This is a genomic window from uncultured Pseudoramibacter sp., from assembly GCF_903789625.1.
In the GTDB taxonomy this organism is placed as follows: Bacteria; Bacillota; Clostridia; order Eubacteriales; family Eubacteriaceae; genus Pseudoramibacter; species Pseudoramibacter fermentans.
The window spans coordinates 35,531-61,278 of the sequence record NZ_CAIFFF010000003.1; the positions used below are offsets into that span (position 1 = coordinate 35,531).

Annotated in this window: 23 protein-coding genes, 2 tRNA genes and 1 pseudogene; all 26 read left to right on the forward strand. The window is 51.0% G+C overall.

The genetic code is table 11. The annotated features are described in order from the left end of the window. Nucleotides 1-13 precede the first annotated feature (13 nt). The gene (gene gmk / locus QZX60_RS02595; protein ID WP_295361046.1) at nt 14-622 is read left to right on the forward strand and encodes a guanylate kinase; all 609 of its coding nucleotides are present in this window, start codon (nt 14-16) and stop codon (nt 620-622) included. Nucleotides 623-687: 65 nt separating this feature from the next. Continuing rightward, nucleotides 688-1,038, forward strand: a complete 351-nt coding sequence (rpoZ, locus tag QZX60_RS02600) for a DNA-directed RNA polymerase subunit omega (RefSeq protein ID WP_295361049.1) — start codon at nt 688-690, stop codon at nt 1,036-1,038. Beyond that, nucleotides 1,038-3,212 (forward strand): primosomal protein N', encoded by a 2,175-nt coding sequence (gene priA / locus QZX60_RS02605; RefSeq protein ID WP_295361051.1) that lies wholly within the window; start codon nt 1,038-1,040, stop codon nt 3,210-3,212. Before rpoZ ends, priA begins: the two co-directional genes overlap by 1 nt. A gap of 23 nt (nt 3,213-3,235) precedes the next feature. Beyond that, nucleotides 3,236-3,688 (forward strand): annotated as a pseudogene (gene def, locus QZX60_RS02610) (peptide deformylase); the annotation flags it as partial. Nucleotides 3,689-3,836: 148 nt separating this feature from the next. Continuing rightward, nucleotides 3,837-4,778, forward strand: coding sequence for a methionyl-tRNA formyltransferase (fmt, locus tag QZX60_RS02615; RefSeq protein ID WP_295361053.1), 942 nt, complete (start codon nt 3,837-3,839; stop codon nt 4,776-4,778). A gap of 63 nt (nt 4,779-4,841) precedes the next feature. After that, a complete protein-coding gene (locus QZX60_RS02620; protein WP_295361056.1) occupies nt 4,842-5,540 on the forward strand; it encodes a zinc metallopeptidase in 699 nt (232 codons plus the stop codon). Nucleotides 5,541-5,544: 4 nt separating this feature from the next. Next, nucleotides 5,545-6,882, forward strand: a complete 1,338-nt coding sequence (gene rsmB, locus QZX60_RS02625; protein WP_295361058.1) for a 16S rRNA (cytosine(967)-C(5))-methyltransferase RsmB — start codon at nt 5,545-5,547, stop codon at nt 6,880-6,882. A 55-nt stretch (nt 6,883-6,937) separates the two neighbouring features. Beyond that, nucleotides 6,938-9,556 carry a glycoside hydrolase family 3 C-terminal domain-containing protein gene (locus tag QZX60_RS02630; RefSeq protein ID WP_295361061.1) on the forward strand — a complete coding sequence of 873 codons (2,619 nt, stop codon included), beginning with the start codon at nt 6,938-6,940 and terminating at the stop codon, nt 9,554-9,556. Continuing rightward, complete coding sequence (gene tsaB / locus QZX60_RS02635; RefSeq protein ID WP_295361063.1) at nt 9,553-10,284, forward strand: tRNA (adenosine(37)-N6)-threonylcarbamoyltransferase complex dimerization subunit type 1 TsaB; 732 nt, start codon at nt 9,553-9,555, stop codon at nt 10,282-10,284. Before QZX60_RS02630 ends, tsaB begins: the two co-directional genes overlap by 4 nt. Then, the gene (gene rimI / locus QZX60_RS02640; RefSeq protein WP_295361065.1) at nt 10,277-10,792 is read left to right on the forward strand and encodes a ribosomal protein S18-alanine N-acetyltransferase; all 516 of its coding nucleotides are present in this window, start codon (nt 10,277-10,279) and stop codon (nt 10,790-10,792) included. The genes tsaB and rimI overlap by 8 nt, the downstream gene beginning before the upstream one ends. Beyond that, nucleotides 10,773-11,798, forward strand: a complete 1,026-nt coding sequence (tsaD, locus tag QZX60_RS02645) for a tRNA (adenosine(37)-N6)-threonylcarbamoyltransferase complex transferase subunit TsaD (protein WP_295361068.1) — start codon at nt 10,773-10,775, stop codon at nt 11,796-11,798. Before rimI ends, tsaD begins: the two co-directional genes overlap by 20 nt. Before the next feature lie 138 nt (nt 11,799-11,936). Beyond that, nucleotides 11,937-12,224, forward strand: a complete 288-nt coding sequence (groES, locus tag QZX60_RS02650) for a co-chaperone GroES (RefSeq protein ID WP_154575519.1) — start codon at nt 11,937-11,939, stop codon at nt 12,222-12,224. 34 nt (nt 12,225-12,258) lie between these two features. Beyond that, on the forward strand, nt 12,259-13,884 hold the full coding sequence (gene groL / locus QZX60_RS02655) for a chaperonin GroEL (protein ID WP_295361072.1): 1,626 nt from the start codon (nt 12,259-12,261) through the stop codon (nt 13,882-13,884). A gap of 130 nt (nt 13,885-14,014) precedes the next feature. After that, on the forward strand, nt 14,015-14,668 hold the full coding sequence (locus tag QZX60_RS02660; protein ID WP_295361075.1) for a CoA pyrophosphatase: 654 nt from the start codon (nt 14,015-14,017) through the stop codon (nt 14,666-14,668). A gap of 22 nt (nt 14,669-14,690) precedes the next feature. Continuing rightward, entirely contained in the window at nt 14,691-15,407 is a 717-nt protein-coding gene (locus tag QZX60_RS02665; RefSeq protein WP_295361077.1) for an MBL fold metallo-hydrolase, read from the forward strand. A 190-nt stretch (nt 15,408-15,597) separates the two neighbouring features. Continuing rightward, the gene (rpsU, locus tag QZX60_RS02670; RefSeq protein WP_006598092.1) at nt 15,598-15,783 is read left to right on the forward strand and encodes a 30S ribosomal protein S21; all 186 of its coding nucleotides are present in this window, start codon (nt 15,598-15,600) and stop codon (nt 15,781-15,783) included. 17 nt (nt 15,784-15,800) lie between these two features. Further along, a complete protein-coding gene (locus QZX60_RS02675; RefSeq protein WP_295361082.1) occupies nt 15,801-16,247 on the forward strand; it encodes a GatB/YqeY domain-containing protein in 447 nt (148 codons plus the stop codon). A 91-nt stretch (nt 16,248-16,338) separates the two neighbouring features. Continuing rightward, nucleotides 16,339-16,415, forward strand: a tRNA-Pro gene (locus QZX60_RS02680). 13 nt (nt 16,416-16,428) lie between these two features. Beyond that, a tRNA-Ile gene (locus QZX60_RS02685) sits at nt 16,429-16,505 on the forward strand. 376 nt (nt 16,506-16,881) lie between these two features. Continuing rightward, nucleotides 16,882-16,998 carry a hypothetical protein gene (locus QZX60_RS09290; RefSeq protein ID WP_363174764.1) on the forward strand — a complete coding sequence of 39 codons (117 nt, stop codon included), beginning with the start codon at nt 16,882-16,884 and terminating at the stop codon, nt 16,996-16,998. A 204-nt stretch (nt 16,999-17,202) separates the two neighbouring features. Next, on the forward strand, nt 17,203-17,811 hold the full coding sequence (locus tag QZX60_RS02695; protein WP_295361085.1) for a helix-turn-helix domain-containing protein: 609 nt from the start codon (nt 17,203-17,205) through the stop codon (nt 17,809-17,811). A 286-nt stretch (nt 17,812-18,097) separates the two neighbouring features. Then, a complete protein-coding gene (gene serC, locus QZX60_RS02700) occupies nt 18,098-19,192 on the forward strand; it encodes a 3-phosphoserine/phosphohydroxythreonine transaminase (RefSeq protein ID WP_295361088.1) in 1,095 nt (364 codons plus the stop codon). Between the two features lie 121 nt (nt 19,193-19,313). Beyond that, nucleotides 19,314-20,489, forward strand: coding sequence for a phosphoglycerate dehydrogenase (locus QZX60_RS02705; protein WP_295361090.1), 1,176 nt, complete (start codon nt 19,314-19,316; stop codon nt 20,487-20,489). Between the two features lies 1 nt (nt 20,490). After that, nucleotides 20,491-21,732, forward strand: a complete 1,242-nt coding sequence (locus QZX60_RS02710) for a DUF1015 domain-containing protein (protein WP_295361093.1) — start codon at nt 20,491-20,493, stop codon at nt 21,730-21,732. A 120-nt stretch (nt 21,733-21,852) separates the two neighbouring features. Further along, nucleotides 21,853-23,739 (forward strand): alpha-amylase family glycosyl hydrolase, encoded by a 1,887-nt coding sequence (locus tag QZX60_RS02715; RefSeq protein ID WP_295361096.1) that lies wholly within the window; start codon nt 21,853-21,855, stop codon nt 23,737-23,739. A 353-nt stretch (nt 23,740-24,092) separates the two neighbouring features. Then, the gene (gene cimA / locus QZX60_RS02720) at nt 24,093-25,697 is read left to right on the forward strand and encodes a citramalate synthase (RefSeq protein ID WP_295361098.1); all 1,605 of its coding nucleotides are present in this window, start codon (nt 24,093-24,095) and stop codon (nt 25,695-25,697) included. Nucleotides 25,698-25,748: the final 51 nt, after the last annotated feature.

Consider the following 25,748-nt stretch of genomic DNA (forward strand, 5'->3'; position numbering starts at 1 on the left):
GGTGTAAAATCAATTGAAAAAACAGCGTGGACAGCTCATTATTTTATCGGGACCATCGGGCGCGGGAAAAGGCACTGTCTGCCAGGCCGCGACGGCGCACAATCCGAATCTTAAAATATCGATTTCGGCGACAACCCGCGCACCTCGTGGCGCGGAACGGGACGGCGTTGAATATTTCTTCCTCGATAAAGCAGATTTCGAGAAAAAAATTGAAGAAAATGCCTTTCTGGAATACGCGAAGGTGCACGACCATTATTACGGCACGCCAAAAGCCCACGTGCTCCAGATGCTGGATGAGGGTACGGATGTCATTTTAGAAATCGATGTGCAGGGCGCGGCGCAGATTAAAGAAAAATTGGGCTTTGGCGTTCTGATTTTTATCGCGCCGCCGTCGATTCAGGTACTCAAGGAAAGACTGGTGAACCGGAAGACAGACAGCGATGCCCAGATTCAGCTTCGTATGAAGAATGCGCTCACCGAGCTGAAGCAGGCCGAGCACTACGACTACGTGATCGTAAATGACACAGTGGACCAGGCCGCGGCGGACTTAGAGGCCATCATCCGGGCTGAACGGTGCCGGACCCAAAATAATTTAGAAATCATTGAAGAAATGTTGATGTAAAACTTCAATAAGGGTTATAATATTATGTATTCATTTTGAATCCACAGATAAAGGAGTTAACAGACATGAGCTGGAAAACATATTATGGAGAAAACGGCAGCGGTCTTCGCTACCCGCCGATTAATTTGATGATTTCCAAGGCAGACAATAAATACGAATTGTGCGTTGCGACGTCAAGACGCGCCCGCCAATTGATCGATGGCGCTGAACCACTGGTCCGCGTGAACATCGACAACCCGATTTCAACGGCGACCGAAGAAATTGCCGAAGAAGAAGTGAAAATTATCGGCCTGGATGCGAAACAGGAACGTCAGGAAAAGGCCCAGAATGCCGACGATGAATTTGCGGCGGCTCAGGAAAACGAAGGCGTTTCCCTCGAAGATCTGGCTAACGGAGACGACATCATTCTCGAATAGTGAAGATTGCGAGAATCTTTTTAAAGCAGACCAACAAGCGCATTGACCTCGCCTACGATTACCGCGTGCCCGAGATGATGGCCGATCAGGTTGTGCCTGGCATCCGCGTCGCCGTGCCCTTTGCTCGGGGCGGGCGCGTGGTCGAGGGCTTTGTGATTGCCGTTGGCGATCACTCGAAATACGCAGATAAGCTTCGTGACGTGCTCCAGGTGGTAGACCACGAGCCTGTTGTCGATGAGGTCCACCGAAAATTGTGCCTCTGGCTGGTGAAGATACACGACTGTCTTTTTTACGATGCACTGGCGTTGTTTATTCAACCGGTCCGCGTAATCCGAGAAACGGATGAACACGGCGAAGCAATTTTCCGCCCGTATCAAAAGATAGAAACGGTCTTTCGCCTTACGCAGGCAGGCCAAAGCGCCAAGACGCACGGCAAAAAAATGGCGCAGATTTTAGAACTGCTTAAATTGGGGCCGATGAGTGCTCCAGAATTAAACGCCGCTGTTCCGAACGCATCGGCCAGCCGGCGAAAGCTTTTGGCCAACGAATGGATTGAAGCGGTCGACGCAGAAGCTCTGAGCGCGCCAAAGTCGGCGGTGCATTTACCGCCAATACAATGTGATAATCGTGTTTTTCAATCGATTGTGGAAAACTTATCAAGCGCCGGGGATCAACCGGTCTTTTTTTATCAAAAAGACGATGACATGCGGTTTGAAACCTTTCTTCAGGCCGCAGCAGAAAAGATCAACTTCGGCCAGACGGTGCTCATCATCGAGCCGGAAATCAATCTGCTGAAAAAAAACGCCGGCCGCTTTAAAAGCGTCTTTGGCGAACTCGGTGCGGTGTATCACAGCGGCCTTAAAATGACAGAACGCTACCGTATTTTTCACCAAATTCAAAAGGGGCATATCAGGATTGTGTTGGGGACACGGACCGCGATCTTTCTGCCCTTTCAAAATATCGGCCTGATTGGGGTCGACGAGATGGGCAGCGGGCAGTACATTTCAGATTCTGAACCCCACTATCAGCTGCCCGATGTCGCTGCGCAGCTGGCGAAGATCAGCGGCGCCCAAATGCTCATATCAGATCCCATTCCGTCTGTTACGCTCAGATGGCGGATGGCGGAGCGGCAAATTGTGAAGGCCGCCGAGCCGTCCAATTTTGATTCAGTGGGGATCATTGACATGAAAAGGGAGATGCAGCGGGGCAATTTAAGCATTTTCAGTCATTTGCTCGAGGAGGAAATAGACCACGCCCTTGACCGAGGTCAGCGGGTTGTGCTGCTGCACAACCGGCTTGGCTATCAGCGCGCTGTTTTTTGCAGAGACTGCGGTGAGACGGTCAAATGCCCGATTTGTGGGCGCCCGATGAAAACCGACCATAACCGCGCTTTAATCTGCATGACCTGCGGGGCAAGGCGTCCTTTCCCCAAAACCTGTCCGTCGTGCGGCAGCACCCATATTAAAGGGATGGGGGTCGGTTTGGATCAGGTTGTCGAGTTTGTTCAGGAAAAATGGCCGGACTGCCGCGTTTTAAAAATCGATGGCGCCGCAGTCCGCCAGCGGGAGTTTGATGAATGCTGCGGCGAAATCCGCAAGGCCGATATTGTCGTCGGGACCCGAAGTCTCGTCAGAGGCTTTCCCTTTGGCGATGTGGGCTGCGCGGCTGTTGTGCTCATCGATCAGGATATCGACGGCAACGCCTACAACGCAGCGGAGCAGGCGTACCGCCTGTATCGGTTGTTTTTTGAAAGAACGCAGGCTTCAAGCCGGTACATCCAGACCTACAATACCACACACCCTGTTGTCGAGGCGCTGCATCAAAGTCAGGACGATCGGTTTTACGAGGCTGAACTGAAATACCGAAAAAGCATGGACTATCCGCCCTTTGGCCACCTTTTTTATTTCGAAATATTTGGAGAAGATCAGGCGCAGGTTAAGGCGGACAGCATCAGCCTGTATCGCACTTTACAGGCCAGATTTCAGCAATGGGTCGTGTACAGGCCGGTTTTTGGCGGGATCAGGCGCGAAAAGCATCAAATCGAGTACCGAATTGTTCTGAAGGCGCCTAAAATTCCGCCGGTATCCAACGGCATTAGACGCATGATCTGGGACGGTGAATTTGAACGGCTCGCTTCAAAAATCACGGTGGTCATCGACCCGATATTAGATTAAATCAATAATGGAGGATGATAAAAATGGCGATTCGCAAATTGAGATACAATGACGATCCGATTCTGAGAAAAAAAGCGAGAGAGATCACAGAAATTAACGATCGGATCAAAACGCTGGCGGCAGACATGCTGGAAACCATGTACGACGATGAAGGCGTCGGTCTGGCAGCGCCGCAGGTTGGCATTCTGAGACGTTTGGTGGTGATCGACGTCGGCAAAGGGCCGATCACTATGATCAATCCGGTGATTGTCGACCAGAAGGGCAGCATTGTCGACGTTGAAGGCTGCTTGAGCTTTCCCGACGACGCGGGCTACGTCGAACGGCCTGAATACGTCACCGCACAGTTCACCAATCTGGAAGGACAGCGCTGTGAAGTGAAGGGCCACATGCTTTTAGCTCGGGCTATTTGCCACGAGCTGGATCATTTGGACGGCAAGGTCTTCATCGATAAAAAAATTCCGGTCGAAAAAGCGGAAAAAATGATCGAAGCTCAGAATGCACGCTTGGCGAAGGCACAAAACAAAACGAAGCCGGCGAGCAAGCCGGAGGAAGGCATCACCAGTGAAGCCTTTGAAAAACCAGCGGATATGCAGGCGGTTGAAGCGCTGAATGGAGAGGACAGCCATGAATAATATTCGGGTTGTGGTGATGGGAACGACCGATTTCGCGGTGCCGGCGTTAAAAAAGCTGTACGACAGCGATTTTGATGTGGTCTGTGTCGTCTGTCAGCCTGACCGCCCCAACGGACGCGGCAAAAAAATGCGCCCGCTGCCAATGAAGAAAATGGCACAGGATCTTGACATTCCGGTCTTTCAGCCGGAAAAGATCCGCGAACCAGAAGCGGTTGCCCATTTGAAAAGCCTGCATCCAGATTTCTTTGTCGTCGCAGCCTACGGGCAGATCCTCTCTCAGGAGGTGCTGGATATTCCGACCTACGGGTGCATCAACATTCACGGCTCGCTGCTTCCGAAATACCGGGGCGCGGCGCCGATTCATCACGCGATCATTGATGGCGAAAAGGAAACGGGCGTGTCGATTATGAAAATGGACATCGGCATGGATACCGGTGCGGTTTACAAAAAGGTGGTCATGCCGATTACTGAGACGACCACGGTAGGAGAGATGCACGATCAGATGGCGGAACAAGGGGCAGAGGCCCTTATTCCGGTGCTTAAAGACGTCTGTGCGGGGACGGCGGAAGCTGTGCCCCAGGATCCAGACAAAGCGACCTACGCGGACAAAATCAGCAGGGAAACAGGATTGATCGATTGGCATCAGCCCGCAGACAAGGTTTTGCGGCGCATCAACGGGACGGATCCCTGGCCTGGTGCCTGGTGTCAGTATCAGACTAAGAAAATGAAATGTTTTGCGCCGAAAATCCTCGATCAGGCGGCATCGAGCCGGCCAGGCACTGTCGTTTCAGCTGACAGCGAAACGGGATTGATCGTGGCCTCGGCGGATCGGCTCGTCGAAATCCAGGAAATTCAGATGCCCGGGAAACGGCGGATGAAGGCCAAGGACTATTTGCGGGGCAATGCCATTGAGGTCGGCACGGTTCTCCACTGATTATTTTAGAAAAATTTCAGTCTTGCCCACTATAATGCCATTAATTTTAATAGAAAAAGGAGAATGACAATGTTTTTTTGGGACTGGACGATGATCATCCTGATCCCTGGGCTGATCATTTCGGCGATCGCTCAGGCGAAGGTCACCTCATCTTTTAATCGATACAGCCGGATTCAATCTAGATCGGGCCTGACGGGCTTTGAAACGGCGAACCGCCTGCTGGCCGTCCAAAATGTGCCGGTCACGCTGCACAGCATTGCCGGCAGTTTAACCGATCATTTTGATCCCCGGAATAAAACCATCGGCCTGTCGCAGCCGGTAGGCAACAGCGCCAGCCTGGCCGCGGTCGCTGTCGCGGCTCACGAAACAGGACATGCCTATCAGGATTATGAAGGCTACTTTGGACTGAAATTCAGAAATGCCATTGTGCCGGTCTGCAATTTTGCAACCAACGCGGCGTGGCCGCTATTTTTTATCGGCCTGATTTTCGGCGGCGCGAGTCAATACGGCGTCATGCTGATGAATATCGGTATTCTGTTTTTCTCGTTTTCACTGATCTTTAATCTGGTGACCTTGCCGGTTGAATTCAACGCGAGCCACCGGGCATTGGTGATGCTTCAGGAAAATCAGATGTTGGGACCGGACGAAATTAAGGGCGCCAGGCGGGTGCTCTCCGCGGCAGCCATGACCTACGTCGCGGCCACCCTCGTGTCCTTCTTGAACCTGTTGAGAATGATTTTGTTGAGAGATAGTCGTTCGTAATGATATGAAGCGAAAAAATACAAAAAACCCACACAATTTATCACCGCGCGAACAGGCTTACGACAGCCTGCTCGCCATTGACCGGGAGGGTGCCTTCTCCAATTTGGAAATTCAGAGGGCGCTTTCCCGTTCGTTGTTTTCAAAGCCGGACGCGCATTTGTACACGGCGTTGGTTTACGGCGTCCTTCAGAATGAAATGCTGCTGGACGACCGAATCGCGCAAATGACCAAGCCTGGCACACGGCTTGATTTTGAAGTACGCGAGATTCTGCGCATCGCGGCCTTTCAGCTGCTGATGATGAACCGTATTCCGCCCTACGCCGCGATTTCCGAGGCCGTCGCGCTGTGCGGCAAAGTTAAACCCAAGGCTAAGGGATTTGTCAACGGGGTGCTCAGAAACATGGCGCGCCAATCGGATCAGCTGAAGCGTTGGCAGGCGTCGGACTACAAGGACGCCATTCAGGCGCTCTCGGTCCGCACGTCTGTGCCGAAGCCAATCGTCGATATTTACGCCAGAGCCTTTGGCGCGAAAGGGGGCGTGCGCGAGCTGATGGCAGTGAATCGGCCGTCACCGCTGACCATTCGGGCCAATGGGTTGAAAATACCGCGGGATACGTTATTGGAAGAGCTGGCCAATGAGGGCATTGAAGGGGTGAAGACGGCCCTTTCGCCCTCGGGCATCAAAATCACGAACGCCTCTGTGTCGGAATTAACACAGACCCAGGCCTACACGTCTGGCCTCTTTACGATTCAGGATCAGGGCGCGATGCTGATCGCCGAGGCCCTGTCGCCCGAGGCGGGGGAACGTGTTCTCGACATGTGCGCGGCACCGGGAGGAAAAACGACGTATCTCGCTGAAATGATGGGAGATCAGGGCGTGATCACCGCTCGGGACATTTACCCCTCCAGACTGAAGCTGATCGACAATCAGGCCAAGCTGCTGGGCATCGGGTGTATTCAAACAGAGGCCTTCGACGGCACCGCACGCAAGGCGGCAGACCACGAGCAGTATGACCGCGTGCTTCTCGACGCGCCGTGCTCCGGTTTAGGAATCATTCGGAGGAAACCGGAAATCCGCTACCGATTTGAGTTTAAAAAGCAGCGCACGCTCATTGACATGCAGCGAAAAATGCTGATAAACGCGGTCGACGCGTTAAAGCCGGGTGGCACACTCGTTTATTCCACCTGTACGGTGGACCCAAAGGAAAACGCCGAGCAGGTCCGCTGGCTCTGCCGGAACGTCGCGGGGCTCACTGTGTTAAACACGCGGCAAATCGGTACGGCCGACGATCAATGCGACGGGTTTTATTACGCCCAACTCGTTAAAAACAGTGCGCAGTGAAGATGACATCCCTGTAGAATCAGTCGTCATCATTAACAAAGAAAGAAGTGAGGGTGTGAAAAAGAGAGATCAAGCTACAACAGCCATCCGCGCTAAACGGCGGAAATTGACATTAAAACAGCGCTGCAGCCTGCTGTCCGGCCAGTCCAAATGGTCGTCTCAGGGCATTCCGGAACAGGGAATTGATCCCTTTGTGATGTCTGACGGTCCCCACGGGCTGAGACGGGAAAAGGAAGACGGCAGCAGCTTCCCGGCGACCTGCTTTCCGCCGGAGGTCACCTTGTCCTGCTCCTGGGATCCAGAGATGGTGTACCGAGTCGCGGCGGCAATCGCGGAGGAAGCGGCGGCACAGGGGGTAGACGTCATTTTGGGGCCGGGCCTCAATATTAAACGCAGCCCACTCTGCGGCCGAAACTTCGAGTATTTTTCGGAAGATCCCTTATTGTCAGGTACGCTTGGCAGGGCGTACATCGAGGGCGCCAAAAGCCGTTGTGTTGAAACCTGCGTCAAGCATTTCTTCGCCAACAATCAAGAGAGCAATCGCATGACGATCGATGTGCGGCTGTCAGAAAGGGCCGCGCGGGAAATTTACATCCGCCCCTTTGAAATTGCGATACGCGGCGCTGATCCCGGTATGGTGATGGCCGCCTACAATCAAATCAACGGCACCTACGCGACGGAACACCGCCATGCGCTGACGGCGCTGCTGAGAGACCAATGGCATTACCACGGCGTGACGGTTTCAGATTGGTCTGCCGTTCAAGACCGGGCCGCTAGCGTCAGAGTAGGCTTGGATTTGGAAATGCCGGATTCAGACGGTGTCAACGACGAGAAGGTGTACCGCGCGGTCAAGCGCTTGGCGCTGCCGGAGGGCTGTGTCAACCGCAGTGTCGAACGGTTGATCGCCTTTGGCGAACGCTGCGAAGAAAACCGCCGAGCCCGCAGGGAGCTGACCCTTTCAAGCACCGATGCACACCATCGGCTGGCGCGGCGCGCGGCAGCGGAAAGCATTGTACTTTTGGAAAACAAGCACCAGCTGCTGCCTCTCGTACCCGATAAGCTGCCTCGTGACCATCATCTCTTAGTTGTCGGTGCTCTCGCAAAGACACCGAGGATTCAAGGCGGCGGTTCGTCTCAGGTCAACGCCAATTGGATCGAAACGCCATGGGACAGTCTTAAAGCGGTGTACGCGGACGTTCAGCTGGATTACGCGGACGGGTATGCGCTGACCGAAGTTTCAGAAAATAAACAGCAGGCGCTTTCGGCGCGCGCCCTTAAAAAGGTTGCGCAGGCGGACACAGTTCTGCTTTTTGTCGGCCTGCCCGAATCGGCAGAAAGCGAATCCTGGGATCGGTCCGACATGAATCTGCCGGTCGATCAGTTAAAATTAATGGATCAGCTGACGGCGGCGCATCACCGCGTCGTGGTAATCGTTCAAAACGGCGGGGCAGTTCTGTTGGGGCACGCGGCCTGTGCGGATGCGGTGCTGGAGGCCTGGCTCGGCGGGGAAGCCTGCGGTCCGGCGCTGTGCGACGTCCTTTCCGGAAAGGTCGTCCCTTCGGGCAAATTGACGGAAACCATCCCTAAACGGATGGAAGATACGCCAACGTATCTGAATTTCCCGGGCGACGGCCGCGAGGTGGATTACGGGGAAGGCATTTACGTGGGCTACCGCTTCTACGATGCCAAGCACCTGGCAGTGCAGTACCCCTTCGGATACGGTCTGAGCTACGCGGAGTTTGAATATACGGGCTTTTCGCTTAAAGAGGACGCCGGCGATGCGCTGATTTTTGAGGTTAAATTGAAAAATCATTCGGATTTCGCGGCGAAAGAAACGATTCAAATCTACGCGGGCATGCCGGACAGCGTCGTGAGCCGCCCGCCTAAGGTGTTAGCAGCTTATCAAAAGGTCGACGTGCCGGCAGGTGCGGCCAAACACGTCACGATCGCTGTGCCCAAGGATCGTCTGACTTATTTTGACACAGACTCTCATCAATGGCGGATTGAAAGCGGCACCTATTGCTTTTACTGCGGCGCGTCGAGTAGGGATTTGAAATTTAAGCGAAGCGCGGTCATCGATATGGGACATGCTGAGCCCGTGATTACGGCCAATTCAACGGTTCAGGAGGTGCTGCGCACCGAACGGGGGCAGGCGCTGTTTCAGCAGGCGGTCGACTTTTACCACAAGCTGACCGGCTTTGAGCTGGACATGCATGACGATTTCATCGTGCATTCGGTGATGGCGACGCCGCTGGCCAAGGTGCCGATGCTTTCTGGCGGCATGCTGACGGAACGGATGCTCAGGCGCGTGATCCGCTACATCAATCACGACGTCCGGCATCTGGGCATCGGCTTTTTGGCGGCCAGAGAGGTGAACGGTCCGAAGGTGGTCGGGGCTTTGATCCGCGCGCGGACCACCTATTCGAAAAATCAGGCAGCGCCCTATTCAGTCGACACGCCGATCGATCTGCTGCTGGCCTCACCTGAGCACCGCGCGGTTCTGGCCTCGCTTCTTGGGCCGAAGGGCGAAACCATTTTATCCCACGCTGCCGTACGGGCCTTGGCTAAAACCCATTTGACCCTTCGTCAGCTTCAGGCCATCACGCCCCTGCATCTGTTTAAAAAATCTGCATTGGAACAAATCAACATGAAATTGAAGGCGATACATTTATGAAACTACTTATGATCGATACGTCGACCATTGTGGCCACAGCAGCCGTCCTCGACGAGGACAGACTGATTGCGGAAACAATTGTCAACTACAAGAAAAAACATTCGGAGAAAATGCTGCCGTCCATCGACCACATGCTTCAGGATTCGGGACTTAAGCTTGGGGATATCGATGTGTTCGGCGTCGTCAACGGGCCTGGCTCTTTTACAGGGCTGCGCATCGGCATGGCGACGGCGAAGGGCTTTGCCCAGGCGCTCGGCAAACCGATGGTGACGGTGTCGACGCTGGAGGCTCTCGCCGCTAACGTCTGCGTCACAGACGCAGCGATCTGCCCGACTGTCGACGCCCAGCGCGGACAGGTTTACGCTGCACTCTATCAATCCGACCGAGATGCGGCAGCGCTTAATCTTAAAAACACAATGGCCGAAGGGGTGTACGACGTCGACGCGCTGTGCGAAAAATTGAACGCGTTAAACGCACCGGTGATCATTTTAGGTGACGGGCTTAAAAAACACGGCAGCAAGCTTTTGGCGGCTGTACCGAAGGCCCGGACCGCGCCGGCTTTTCTTTCGATGAACCGCGCGTCGTCAGCAGCAGCCGTCGGACTTAAGAAAATACAACAGGGCCAAACGGTGGACTGTTTTCAAGCAGGGTTGAACTACTTGAGAAAATCCTCGGCCGAAGAACAGCGGGAAAAGAAACTGGCCCAGGAAGCGCAGCACCATGAGTAACGTCTGGCGGCCCTACGATTTCAGGCTGATGGAAAAAAGCGATCTCACACAGGTCATGGCCGTGGATTGGCGGTCGGGCTTGATCCCTTGGCCGGAGCATTCGTTTTTAGAGGAGCTCGAAAATATTCTGGCCGAATATCTGGTTCTCGTTCAGAACGATTCCGAGAATCACGAGACCGCGGTAGTCGGGTTTGCCGGGCAGTGGTTTGTGGCCGGCGAGGCGCAGTTGATGAAAATCGCCATTGATCCGGATTTCCAAGGAAACGGTCTTGGACGCAGGCTTCTTAAAGAAATCATCGCGCGCGCGCGGCTTCACGACTGCCAGAGCATGACCCTGGAGGTCCGGACGGACAACGAGCCCGCGCTAAAGCTTTACCAGAGCTTTGGATTTGAGATCCTGGGCAAACGCGATCATTATTATCCCAACGGGTCAGACGCGTATGTGATGGATTTGGTTTTCCCAGACGATCAAGGAGACAGAACAAAACATGAAGATATTATCGATTGAATCCTCTTGTGATGAAACGGCGGCGGCGATTATCGAGGACGGCCGCCGAATCCTGGCCAATCAGGTTTATACCCAGATTGCCATCCACAGAAAGTACGGCGGCGTCGTGCCGGAAATCGCCTCACGCAATCACGTGATGAAAATGCCCTTTGTGATTCAGGACGCACTGGACGAAGCGCAGCTCACCTTTGACGATCTCGACGCGGTCGCGGTGACGAAAGGGCCGGGGCTTGTCGGCGCGCTGCTCGTCGGCGTGTCGACAGCGAAGGCGCTGGCCTACGCTCTCGACAAGCCGTTAATCGGCGTCAACCACATCGAGGGGCACATTGCAGCTAATTATCTAGCTTTTCCAGAACTGGAACCGCCGTTTTTGGCATTGGTGGTCTCTGGCGGCCACACCAATCTGGTCATTGTCAAGGATTACGGCACCAATATCATTTTGGGCCGGACCCGCGATGACGCCGCGGGAGAAGCCTTTGACAAGGTGGCACGGGTGCTGGGCTATCCCTATCCCGGAGGGCCGGCGGTCGATCAGGCCGCGCAGGCCGGCGACCCGCAGGCGATCGATTTCCCGCGGGTGATGCTCGAAAAGGACAGCTACGATTTCAGCTTCTCCGGCCTTAAATCGGCGGTGCTCAACGAATTGAACCACCGAAAAATGAAGCACATTCCGTACAAAAGGGAAGACGTCGCGGCGTCCTTCCAAGCCGCGGTTTTAGATGTGTTGACCGAAAAAACGATTCGCTGTGCTGAAGCTTACGGCCTGAAGAAAATCGTGGTTGCCGGCGGGGTGTCGGCCAACAAGGGGCTGCGCGCCAGTATGGACGCCGCCGCGAAGCAGCACGGCTGGCAGCTGTATTATCCGCCGTTGTCGCTCTGTACCGACAACGCCGCGATGATCGGTGCCAGAGCCTATTACGATTTCAAGCTCGGCCGAACCAGCGGCTGGGATTTAAACGCGGTCCCGGGATTGGAGCTGCCAGGGATCGATCGTGATAGGGTATAAAACTTAAATAAATAATAAATTTAAAAAATCTTCCCAAAAAGTATTGCAAAAAGCAGGAGCATCGTTTAATATAATGTCAGCACTCAGAGATAACGAGTGCTAATAAAAACAGAAAAAAACTTTTGGGAGGCTTTAGCAATGAAATTAAAACCATTAGGTGACAAAATTGTTATAAAAGTAAAAGAAGAAGAAAAGAAAACAACGGGCGGCATCGTCCTTCCTGATTCCGCAAAAGAAAAACCGCAGCAGGGTGAAGTTGTTGCTGTGGGTTCCGGCGAAATGATTGACGGCAAGAAAGTACCGCTGGATGTCAAAGTCGGCGACGAAGTTATTTATTCTAAATATTCCGGCTCAGAAATCAAAATGGATGACGAAAAATATCTGATTGTCAAACAGAACGATATTTTGGCAATTGTAGAAGAATAATTGAGACAGACAGAGACAAAAGGAGGTCTATCAAATGGCTAAAGATGTAAAATACGGAGAAGCCGCAAGAGAATCATTGCTCAGCGGTGTCGATCAGTTAGCAAACGCAGTTAAAGTGACATTAGGGCCGAAGGGCAGAAACGTCCTTCTGGCAAAATCATACGGCGCACCGAACATCACCAATGACGGTGTGACCATCGCAAAGGAAATCGAATTAAAAGACCCATTTGAAAATATGGGCGCACAACTGGTTAAGGAAGTCGCAACCAAGACCAACGACGTCGCAGGGGACGGCACCACAACCGCAACACTGCTGGCACAGGCCATTACCCACGAAGGCAACCGCAACGTCGTTGCCGGCGCTAACCCAATGGTCCTGAGAAAAGGGATGGAAAAAGCGGTTGACGCTGTTGTCGAAGGCTTGAAGGAAATCTCTCAGCCAGTTAAATCTGACAAATCCAAGGAACAGGTTGCTTCCATTTCTGCAGCAGATCCGCAGATCGGCAAACTGATCGCAGAAGCCATGGCTAAGGTCGGTGACGACGGCGTCATCACCGTTGAAGAAGGCAAGGGCATGGGCACCGAACTCGACTTCACCGAAGGGATGCAGTTTGACAGAGGCTATGTCTCAGGCTATATGGCAACCGATACAGAAAAAATGGTTGCTGAACTCGACAACCCGTACATTTTGATCACTGACCAGAAGATTTCCAACATTCAGGAAATTCTCCCTGTGCTCGAACAGATCGCACAGCAGGGTGCAAAATTATTAATCATTGCTGAAGATGTCGAAGGCGAAGCCTTAACCACATTGGTTCTGAACAAACTCCGTGGCACCCTGAACACTGTTGCTGTGAAAGCACCGGGCTTTGGCGACAGAAGAAAGGCCATGCTTCAGGATATCGCTATTTTGACCGGCGGCCAGGTCATTTCCAAGGAAATTGGCTTGGAACTCAAAGACACGACTCTGGAACAGTTAGGCCGTGCACGTCAGGTTAAAGTTGACAAGGAAAACACCATCATCGTCGACGGTCAGGGCGCAAAGGAAGACGTGGACGAACGTGTTGCCCAGATCAAGGCTCAGATTCCGGAAACCGATTCCGATTACGACCGTGAAAAACTTCAGGAACGTTTGGCGAAGCTATCTGGTGGTGTCGCTGTGATCCAGGTCGGCGCTGCAACAGAAGTCGAAATGAAGGAAATCAAATACCGTATCGAAGACGCGTTGAACGCCACACGTGCAGCTGTTGAAGAAGGGATCGTCCCAGGCGGCGGTACTGCACTGCTGAACACTACAGATAAAGTGGACGCTCTGATCGAAACACTGGACGGCGACGAAAAGGTCGGCGCGCAGATCATTAGAAGAGCCATTGAAGAACCGGCACGTCAGATCGCTGAAAATGCTGGTGTCGAAGGCTCTGTCATTGTCAACGAATTGTCCAAGAAAGACAAGGGTATTGGCTACGACGCACTTCACGGCAAATACGTCAACATGGTTGACGAAGGGATCATCGACCCGACGAAGGTCACCCGTACCGCGATCCAGAACGCAGCTTCCATCACCGCGATGCTGCTGACCACAGAAGTGGCTGTCGCAGATCATCCGGAAGAAAAGAGCGACGCACCGGCTATGCCAGCTGGCGGCGCACCGATGATGTAAGCCCTGCAAAAATGCAGAACTGAAAAAGAGAGAAGACAAAAATCTATCACCCCCGAATATCATATCCCCTTTGATATTCGGGGGTTTTTCTTTATAATAATAAGAAAAGAGATGCTTTTGGGAGAGACTTATGCAGCAAGACAAAATGATTGAAGCCATGCGGCAGCGCTGGGGCGAACGGACGCCTGGCTATCTGCCGCGGCTAAAAGGGAAAAGCAAGGCGGTGCTCATTCCGCTGATTCAGACTGAGAAAGGACTCGAGGTCGTCTACGAAATTCGGGCGACGACGCTGAGAACCCAACCGGGCGAGGTGAGCTTTCCTGGCGGCGGCATTGAAGCTGGCGAGACGCCGGAGCAGGCAGCGGTGCGCGAAACCTGCGAGGAGCTGCTGATGACGCCGGAAAATGTCGAAATTTTGGCGCCGATGGACGGGGAAAACGCCCCGACCGGTGCGCCCCTCTGGCCCTTTGTCGGCAAGCTCAGCCATTACAAGGGAACCTGTTCCAAGGACGAGGTCGGCGAAATTTTCACCGTGCCGCTGAGCTGGCTGCTTGAACAAGAGCCAGAAATGCACATGACGACACTGGTGACCCAGCCGGATCCCGGGTTTCCCTACGAGCTGATCCCGAGAGGGGAGCACTACAGCTTTAGAAAGAAAAAACACCCGATTTATTTTTACCAGTATCAAATCGCTCAGGATCGGGACCCGATCGTCATCTGGGGCTTAACGGCGCAGGTGACTTGGTCCTGGATTCAAAAACTGAAAAAAGAGATTATCGCGTAATCGCGAGCAGAGGAGGAATAATATGAAATTAACAATTTTAGGCAACAATGGTGCGTATCCGCGGGCGAACGGTGCCTGCTCCGGCTATCTTTTGGAAAACGATCAGGCCAAGGTGATCATGGATTTGGGGGCCGGCACTTTGAGCAACCTGATGGCTATCGACGACGCGTCTGATCTCGACGCGATTCTGCTTTCCCACCTGCACTGGGATCACATTTCCGATTTATTTGTACTGCAGTATCTCTTGGAAAAACGGGATCAGGTGGTGCCGGTTTACCTTCCGGAATCGCCGGCCAATATTTACCAAATGATCGCTGACATCAAGAGCTTTGACGTCCATCCGATCCACGACGGCGACGAAGTGACGATCAAAAATATGACATTCACCTTTAAAAAGATGCGCCACCCTGTCGAAGACTACGCGATTAAAGCGGTCGACGACAACGGCAAGGCCTGTCTTTACACCGGCGATACCGGCATTTGCGACGCCCTGACCGATTTCGTCGAAGGGGTGCACACAATGCTCTGCGACTGCACCTATGTGGACAACCCGGATGAAAACAAGCACTTGTCGGCGGGGCAGGCGGCTGAAATCGCGGAAAAGGCCGGCGTGCGCCATTTGATCCTGACCCACTTCAACCCAGAACTCAATCCGCGGGATTACGCGATTGTGGCCGAACGCATTCTGCGCAGAGGCCGCGTCACGAAATCGGAAATCATGCTGACCTTCAATATTTAACCCTTTTATCGGCCTTTTGAATCGGTCTGAGGCTTTGGCTGTACAGGGTCTTTACAGATGTGATAAATATTTGTGAAGAGATGATGAAGATTCATTGACAAGTTTTGAAATTTCAAATATAATATCCCTTGTCCACCTGTATCAAAAGATTTCCACAGGGTAGTTTACATTCAGGAAGGGGGGATATTAAATGTCAGAAGTACGTGTACGTGAAAACGAGTCTTTGGAAAGCGCTCTGAGACGTTTTAAAAGAAAGACCGCTATGGCAGGTGTCATGTCAGAAATTCGCAAAAGAGAACACTATGAAAAGCCAAGTGTTAAGCGCAAGAAAAAATCTGAAGCTGCCAGAAAAAGAAAAATGAAGAAACATAGATAAAAGGATGTGTCATAAGTTTGGCTTTAAAGAAACAGTTATTAACTGATTTGAAAGCGGCGATGAAAGCGAAGGATAAGGTTCGCAAGTCGACGATCACATTGATCCGTGCGGCGATTCTTCAGGAAGAAAAAGATAAACAGATCGACAATCTTGAAGACAGCGATATCGAAGCGATCATCTCCAAGCAATACAAACAGAGAAAAGATTCTTTAAAGGAATTCGAAAAAGCCGGACGTGATGATTTGATTGAACAGACCAAGGCTGAAATGGCGATTATCGAGGACTATCTCCCTAAGCAGTTGAGTCAGGAAGAAATCGGCGCAATTGTAGAAGATACCATTCAGGAAATCGGTGCGGAAAGCATGAAGGATATGGGTAAAGTCATGAAAGCGATTATGCCAAAGGTCAAAGGAAAGGCCGATGGCAAAGTGGTCAACCAAATCGTTCGGGAAAAATTGAATTAAATCAAAGCGCCGCAGATTGTAAATTTGCGGCGCAGATTTTTAAAAAAATATTGACAATATAAAAGTCAGCTGGTATAATAATATTCGTTGTCGAGGTGTAGCGCAGTTTGGTAGCGCACATGGTTTGGGACCATGGAGCCGGAGGTTCGAATCCTCTCACCTCGACCATTTTTTTATTTGAGGGCCTTTAGCTCAGTTGGTCAGAGCATCCGGCTCATAACCGGCAGGTCCAGGGTTCGAGTCCCTGAGGGCCCACCATTTTGGGCTAAATCTAGCGGTTTTCGCTAGTTCTTTCGGGAAATGAAATGACATTTCCCCGCGAATTCCCCACTTTTGAAGACAATTTGCCGTTGGGATCAAAAGTAGGGATTTTTTTATTTGTTTGCTTTTTTTATAAACGCATTAGGTGTTCCAACGAAATAGTGCCATTTACCGCTTTTAGTGTATTTTAAGAATAGAAAAGCCTATAAGGTACTTGCTAAAGATTATTCTGTCGAAAGAACAGATGATTGCGCTTCATGCACCTTTTCAATCTTTTGACGGAAAGGATGTCTATCCATCGATTCAATAAAAAGCCGCTCGCCTTGGGTATGGGTTAGTCACCAATCATGCTTTTGTTGATGGTAACAAACGCATCGGGGCCCATGCAATGTTAGTTTTCTTAGCACTAAATGGAATTGAACTCGATGATACGCAGGACGAATTAGCGGATACGTTTCCTCGACATTGCCGCTGGACAGAGGCCGCTTGATGAGTTGTTGGGATGGATAATTGACCATCAGATTTAAATAACAGTTGATTTATATTTGAATCAGAGGTGGGGATTTATGTTCTTTATCAGCGGACTCAACTTGAAGTAGAGTTTCTAAAAACGCACATTTATGAAACTCAACGATCTGTTTCTGTGAAAAATTGGGGATTAGATTTATTATGATCATAGAAAGGGGGTCTCCTTGTGGATCAAAAAAAAATCGGAAACTTCATCGCGGCTTGTAGAAAGGAATGCGGATTGACGCAGGCTGTTCTTGCAGAGAAACTCGGTATTACAGATCGTGCTGTCTCAAAATGGGAAAGAGGGAAGGGCCTGCCTGATGTGTCCATTATGCCGGAATTATGTGACGCTCTGAACATTAATATCAATGAACTTTTTACCGGGAAGCGATTAGCGATGGATCAATATCAAAAAATGGCTGAACAACATCTGCTGGAAATGCGCAGACAGGAAGAGCAGGCAAATAAAAGACTGCTTTCATTAGAAACTGTGATCGGGTACACATGTTCACTTTCATTTATATTGATGATTTTTGCAGCATCTTTTGCCGTTTCGATTACGGCCTGGCGAATCGCGCTGATTGCAGCAGGGTGTATCATTTTTACGGTTGGGATGGTATATTGTTTAAAATTGGAGCATGATACAGGATATTATGAATGTCCTTCGTGCGGCGCCATTTATATTCCAACAATGAAATCCGTTGTTTTTTCTCCCCATATTGGAAGAAGCAGAAAAATGAAATGCCCGAATTGTGGAAAACGCGCATATCACAAAAAGGTGCTTACGAAATAATGATTTTCGAGGAGTGGAATTTATGGCGATTGATAGATCAAAATGCGCCAATATTTTTCTGTATTTATTAAGAATCAATTTGAGAGAATTGATAATAAAATAAAGATGAAATTCAACAGATGAATACGTTGTCGTCGTTCATTTCTCTTAAAGTCATAATTATTTGCATATTAAATACAAAAAGCACATTGAAATGTAAAATATTAAAGCCTATAATAATAAAAACTGTAATGTTTCATTACAGTTTTTTGTTTTTTACGGTTTATATTTTTAAAGGAGGAAAGTTTTGGAAAGAGTTTTTAACTTCGCACCTGGTCCGTCTGCTTTACCAGAAGAAGTACTGAAGAAAGCTCAAGAAGAGCTGCTTTGCTACGGCAATACCGGGATGTCAGTTATGGAAATGAGCCATCGTTCAGCTGACTTTACTGATATTTTAGATCAGGCAAAAGCTGATTTAAGAGATTTAATGGGGATTCCGGACAATTACGACATCCTGTTCCTGCAGGGCGGCGCGTCCACGCAGTTCTCAATGATTCCGCTGAACCTGATGGTGCACAATCACAAGGCGGATTACATCAAAACCGGGAACTGGGCAAAGAAAGCCTACGAACAGGCCGTGAAGGTCGGCGACGCCAAGGTCATCGCTTCCTCAGAAGACAAGACCTACAATTACATTCCGGATTACGACATCTCGATGCTCCGCCCGGACGCCGATTACCTGCACATCTGCGTCAACAACACCATTTACGGCACTTATTTCGCACCGGATCGTCTGCCGGAAACACCGGACAACATTCCGCTGATTGGCGACATGTCATCTAACATTTTGTCCGAACCCTACGACGTTTCGAAATTTGGCATGATCTACGCAGGTGCACAGAAGAACATGGGGCCGGCTGGTGTCACCGTGGTTATCATCCGTGACGATTTAGTAGGACAGGCGGATCCGAGCATCCCGACGATGTTAGATTACAAGACCCACGTCGATAAGGATTCCTGCTTCAACACCCCGCCGTGCTTTGCTATCTATATGTGCGGCCTGGTCTTCAAATGGCTGAAGGCAAAGGGCGGCATTTCAGCGATGGCTGAACTGAACAAGGCAAAGGCAGCCAAGCTGTACGATTTCTTGGATAACTCCACGTTATTCAAGCCGACTGTTTTGAATCCAAAGGACCGCTCACTGATGAACGTCCCGTTTGTCACAGGGGACAAGGATCTCGACGCTAAATTTGTCAAGGAATCCAAGGAAGCCGGTTTGGTTAATTTGAAGGGTCACCGGACAGTCGGCGGCATGCGCGCTTCGATTTACAACGCGATGACCATGGACGGCGTCGATGCCCTGATCGATTTCATGAAGAAATTCGAAACAGCAAACAAATAATTTCAACCTGATATCCAGCTGGATCACAGGGCATCAAAGATCCGCAAATTCGCGCGCAGTAAAGACCGGGGTAGTATCGTAGTTGGCCGGATTTGCTGCGGCATGAACAGAAGGAATAAATATGAATTATCAAATCAAAACACTGAACAACATTTCAAAAAAAGGACTGAAACAGCTGACTGAACAATATGTCGTCGACCAGGAAGGGGCCGATTCACCGGACGCAATACTGGTCAGAAGCGCCAAAATGCACGACATGGCGTTCAACGACAATTTGTCCTTTATCGGCCGTGCGGGTGCAGGCGTCAACAACATTCCACTGGACCGCTGTGCAGAACAGGGGATCGTGGTCTGCAACGCGCCGGGCGCCAACGCCAACGCCGTCAAGGAATTGGTGGCAACAGCCATGTTGATCTCATCCCGAAAGGTTGTTCAGGGGATTGAATGGACCAAAACGCTGGACGGAACCAAAACAGACATCGGTGCAGCGGTAGAAAAAAATAAAAAGGCTTTTGCCGGACCAGAATTATATAAAAAGAAAATGGGCGTCATCGGTTTGGGCGCCATCGGTCTGCTCGTCGCAAACATGGCCGTCGATTTCGGCATGAAGGTATACGGATTTGACCCTTTCATTACAATTAAACACGCCTGGGGGTTAAGCAGAAAAGTTAAACGGGCCTCCAGTCTAGAAGCTCTTTTCCAAAATTGTGATTACATTTCAATCCACGTACCGTACATGGAAGCGACGAAGAATTACATCAACGCCGATCTGCTCGCTTTGGCGAAACCGAATCTGCGCCTGTTGAACCTGGCCCGCGGCGGCCTCGTCGATGAAGATGCGCTGGCCGAAGCGTTGGAAAACGATAAAATCGCGGCCTACGTCACCGACTTCCCGAGCAACAAGACGATCCACATGAAAAATGCGATCAATATTCCACATTTGGGCGCGTCTACGCCGGAATCAGAAGAAAATTGTGCGACGATGGTTGTCAATTCCCTCCGTGAATACATGGAAAACGGGAACATCATCAATTCAGTCAACTATCCGGACTGCAGCATGGGCGAATGTGAAACGGCACACCGCATCACCGTGGCGCACCAAAACATTCCGAACATGATCGCCAGCATTACCACCGTACTGGCTAAGGATAACGTCAATATTGCCAACATGACGAATAAAAACAAAGGCAAATACGCCTACACGATGATTGATATTGATTCCGAAGACTTTAAGGTGGAAACCCTCGACGATTTAAAGGCGATTGAAGGCGTGACCCGCGTCAGATTGGTCAAATAAGATGGCGACAATCAAAGCTTTTAAAGCCATTCGACCGACGCCGGACAAGGCTGCAGATGTTGCAGCCCTGCCCTACGACGTCTACAACCGGGCGGAAGCGCGGGAAGCGGTAGCGGGCAAGCCCGACTCATTTTTGAGGGTAGACCGCCCAGAAACCACGATGGATCCGGACATCGATTTGTACGATCCCGCGGTTTATCAGCAGGCTAAAAAGAACCTCGACCGCTTGATCGACGATCACATCCTGATTCAGGATGATCAAAAGCAGTTTTATCTCTACGAGCTCAAAATGGGGGATCAGGTCCAGACGGGGCTGGTCGCCTGCACAGCAGTGGACGAATATTTAAACGGCACGATCAAGAAGCACGAGCTCACCCGCAGTGAAAAGGAACAGGACCGCATCCACCACGTCGACAGCTGTGACGCGAACACCGGCCCGATCTTTTTGACCTACCGCCATCGCGACGCCATTGACCGCCGCGTTAAGGCCATTCAGGAAAAGGCACCGGTTTACGCCTTTACCGCAGAGGACGGCATCCGTCATCGGGTCTGGTGCGTGGACGACGCGCAGGACATCGAAGGCTTCGTCAGCGACTTTAATGACGTGCCGGCGCTTTACATCGCAGACGGCCATCACCGCGCGGCGTCAGCAGTGAAGGTCGCGCAGATGCGCCGCAAGGCCCATCCGGGGTACAGCGGCGATGAACCCTTTAATTATTTTCTCTCGGTTATTTTTCCGGACAATCAGCTGGCCATTTTGGATTACAACCGCGTGGTGAAGGATTTAAACGGACTGACTGCCGACGCGTTTTTGGACGTGGTCGGTGAAAAGTGCGATATCGAAAAAGTGGATCAAGCGTATAAGCCCGGCCAAAAGGGAACCTTTGGCATGTTCCTAGACGATCAGTGGTACGCCCTTAAGATTCACGACGATTTGGTGAATCCAGACGATCCGGTCAAGAGCTTAGACGTTTCTCTTCTTCAGGAAGAGGTGCTTTCGCCAATCCTCGGCATCGGCGATCCGCGGACCGATGACCGCATCGATTTTGTCGGCGGGATCCGAGGGCTCGGGGAGCTGGAACGCCGCGTGCACACGGACATGACCGTCGCCTTTTCGATGTATCCCACCTCGATTCACGAGCTGATGGCCATTGCCGACGCGGGGCTTTTGATGCCGCCGAAGTCCACATGGTTTGAACCGAAGCTGCGAAGCGGCTTATTTATTCATAAATTATCGGATTAAACAATATTCATCATTCCACTGAATTCCAGAGGGCATCCCTCTGGAATTCTTTTTTTAGCTGAAAAATTTGCATTTTTAAAATCTTTTCAATATAATCTACGCAAAAGGAGGTGCTTTCAGATGATGAAACACGATGAAATGGTCATTTACCATATTTTTACCATGGGTTACTGCGGGGCAGAAGCGACGCAGGCAGAATGTGACGGCATCCACCATCGTTTAAACAAAATCGAAGCACAACTGCCTTATTTGAAAAAATTAGGAGTCAACACGATTTTGCTCGGGCCGTTGTTTTCGTCGATCTCCCACGGATACGACACGACGGATTACGCAAAGGTGGACCCGCGTCTCGGCACCAACGAGGATCTGATCCACTTGGTTCAGGCCTGCCATGATCAGGGCGTTGCCGTGATTTTAGATTGTGTGTTCAATCACGTGGGCCGGTCGTTTTTTGCCTTTGAAGATTTAAAACAAAATCGTGAAGGGTCTATTTATAAAGACTGGTTTGACAGCGTCAATTTCTGGGACAACAACAGCTACAACGACGGCTTTTCCTACCGCAACTGGGCCGGCTGCGACAATCTCGTGAAGCTGAACCTGTATCACCCGGATGTCAAGGATTATTTAAAGCGGACGCTGGCGTCCTGGATTGACGATTACGACATCGACGGGGTCCGAATGGACGCGGCCAATGTGATGGATATGGGATTTGTAAAAGAGCTGGGCGATTTGGCGAGAGCCAAAAAGCCAGGTTTCTTCATGGTCGGCGAATCCGTGTCCGGCGACTATTCGCTGATGGTCGAAAGAGGCGGTCTAGACTCAGTCACCAATTACGAGGATTATAAAGGGCTGTACTCCAGCTTAAACGACAAGAACTATTTTGAAATCGCTTATTCCCTCAATCGGCTGTTCGCGCAGGGCGGCTTGTATCAGCATTTTCTCACCTATAATTTTGTCGATAACCACGACGTCGACCGGGTTGCGTCGACCTTGAATGACGAACGGGATTTGGAACCGCTCTATCTGATGCTCTTCACGATGCCAGGAATTCCGACGATTTATTACGGCAGTGAGCTGGGTATTAAGGCGCGAAAGGGTAACGGCACCGACGCGCCCCTTCGCCCGGCCGCAGTCGAGCTTTCCTTTGATTTAAACAATCCGCTGACTGAAAAAATCAGACGGATGATCGCGGTGCACAAAGGCGTCGACGCGTTAAAAAGAGGCAGCTACGAGCAGATGTTCGTGCAGTCCTGTCAAATGGGCTTTATTCGAAGAACAGATAACCAGACAGTCGTGGCAGTTTTCAACTGCGAGGGGTCTCCGGTTCAAATTCGGGACGATCGGTTCAACGGCCTTTATTACGATTTGTATCATCAGAAGGAATGTCAGCTCTCCGGTATGGTCACTATTCCGGAAAAGAGCGGCATGGTCTTGATGTCGATGGATCAGGAGATCCCGGACATTCAAATTTCTGAAGATCAGCCGGCCGCAGAAGACCGTGACAATGAAAATGTCCAAATCGATTCGACATCAGATGCGGTATTCGGGGCGCGGCCTAAGAAAATGGAAGATTATATGGGCCTTGCACTGGAAGAAGCGCACCGAGCGGAAGACGAAGGCGAGGTGCCGATCGGGGCCGTAATCGTAAAAGACGGTGAAGTGATTGCGTCCAATCACAATCGCAAGGAAGGTATGCAGGACCCGATGGCTCACGCGGAAATGCTGGTCATTCAGGAAGCGTCGAAGAAGCTTGCCAGATGGCGTTTGGACGACTGCGAGCTTTACGTCACAGCGGAGCCTTGTCCGATGTGCATGGGGGCGGTCATCCAAAGCCGAATCAAAAAAGTCGTTTTTGGCGCGTCAGAACCGAGATACGGTGCAGTGGAATCGACAGCCCAGCTGAAACAACACCCGATGCTGTCCAAGCATACTGAAATTTACGGCGGCATCCGCGAAAATGAATGCGAAGCGGTGCTGAAACGCAGCTTTGAGAAAAACAGAAAATAAGCGCTTGACAATTCAAACGGCAATGTTATACTTGTATACAATATATACAATTACGATGAACGAGAGAAAAACACGGCCGATTTCTTCAGCGAACTGTCGAAGGGTGAGAGGACAGCAGAAAAACCGTGCGCAATAATCACTCGCGAGTAGCGGATTCGAATGGCGTGCAGCCGAGTAGAAAACGCCGAGAGGCCCATCCAGCGTTAGTGGATTAGAGTTTGGATTTTTTCAGACTTGAAGTGGATATGTGGTGTTCTCATATCAAAAAGAGTGGTACCGCGGACAATGTATTTTCCGTCTCTTTGAATTTTGCGATAGCAATTCAAAGAGACGTTTTTTATTTAGGAGGAAGCATGAAGGCAGAAGCCCATAAGAAAATCGTCACATTCGATTCGACATTAAGAGACGGCGCGCAGGCTGAAGGCATTTCGTTTTCTGTCAAGGACAAGCTGGATATTGTCAAAATACTGGATGCGCTGGGCATCGACATTATCGAGGCCGGCAATCCGGGATCAAATCCAAAGGATATTGCGTTTTTTGAAGCGCTCAAGGAGATCGAGCTGACCCACGCCGCGCTCTGCGCCTTCGGTTCAACCCGCCATCCGGGGAAAAAGGCGGAAGATGACGCCAATCTGCAGGCGATTCTACAGACTAAAACCGAATACGCGGCGATTTTCGGCAAGGCCTCGGCCTTTCACGTAGAGGTTATTTTAAATACAACTAAGGAAGAAAATCTAAACATGATCGAGGATTCCTGCCGGTTTTTGTCAGAAAACGGCAAGCAGGTCATTTTCGACGCTGAGCATTTTTTCGACGGCTACAAGCTCGACGCCGCCTACGCCCTTGACACGCTGAAGGCGGCCGAAAAGGGCGGTGCCGTCTGTGTGTGCCTCTGCGATACGAACGGCGGCACCCTGCCGTCGGAGGTCAAGGACATTGTGGCAGAAGTGTGCCAGGCGGTTTCAATTGACGTGGCGATTCACGCGCACAATGACAGCGGCCTCGGCGTTGCGGCTTCGCTGGCCGGCGTCGAGGGCGGCGCCAATCAGGTGCAGGGGACGTTTCTCGGCTACGGCGAACGCTGCGGCAACGCTAATCTGTCCACTGTGATCGCCGACCTTCAGATGAAAATGGGGTATACCTGCCTTTCAGAGACTGCGATGAAAAAATTGACGTCTTCGGCTATTAAAATTGCAGAAATTTCCAATTACGCGCTGACGGGCAGAGAGCCTTATATCGGAAAAAGCGCCTTCGCCCACAAAGGCGGCATGCACATCGACGCCGTTCTGAAGGAGCCCCACTCCTTTGAACACATCAATCCCGAACGGGTCGGCAATCAGCGGCGGATTTTGATGTCTGAGGTAGCCGGGCGCGGCACCATTATTCAGCTCATACACGATATCGATCCGACGATTGAGAAGCATTCAGAGGAAGCGACGAGGGTTATGGATCGCATCAAGGAGCTGGAATACGAGGGCTATCAATTTGAGGGCGCGGAAAGCTCAGTCAAGCTTTTGATCCGAAAGGAGCTGGGCCGCTTTAAGCCCTTTTTCAAAATTGAGGACTTTAAAACGATTGGCGAAAAGCCAGTTGCTGGACGGGCCCTGTCAGCCTCTGCGATTGTGAAGGTTTCAGTAGACGGGAAGGAAGCGATCAATGCGGCTGAGGGCGACGGCCCCGTCAACGCGTTGGATAAGGCCCTTCGTGCAGCGCTCGAAGGCTTCTACCCGAGTATTAAGACGCTGAGGCTGACAGACTTCAAGGTCCGCGTCATCGATCAGGGGGCGACAGCCTCAAAGGTCCGCGTCCTTATTGAAAACAGCGATGGCCGAGATATTTGGACCAACGTTGGGGTGTCGACAGACGTGATTGAAGCGAGCCTCATCGCGCTGACCGATTCCATCGAATACAAGCTGTTGAAGGACATGGAACAGAAAATTAAGGATTATTATTTATAACGACGCTTTACAACAAAAAATAATTTCATTAAAATAGAATGAAGTGCATCA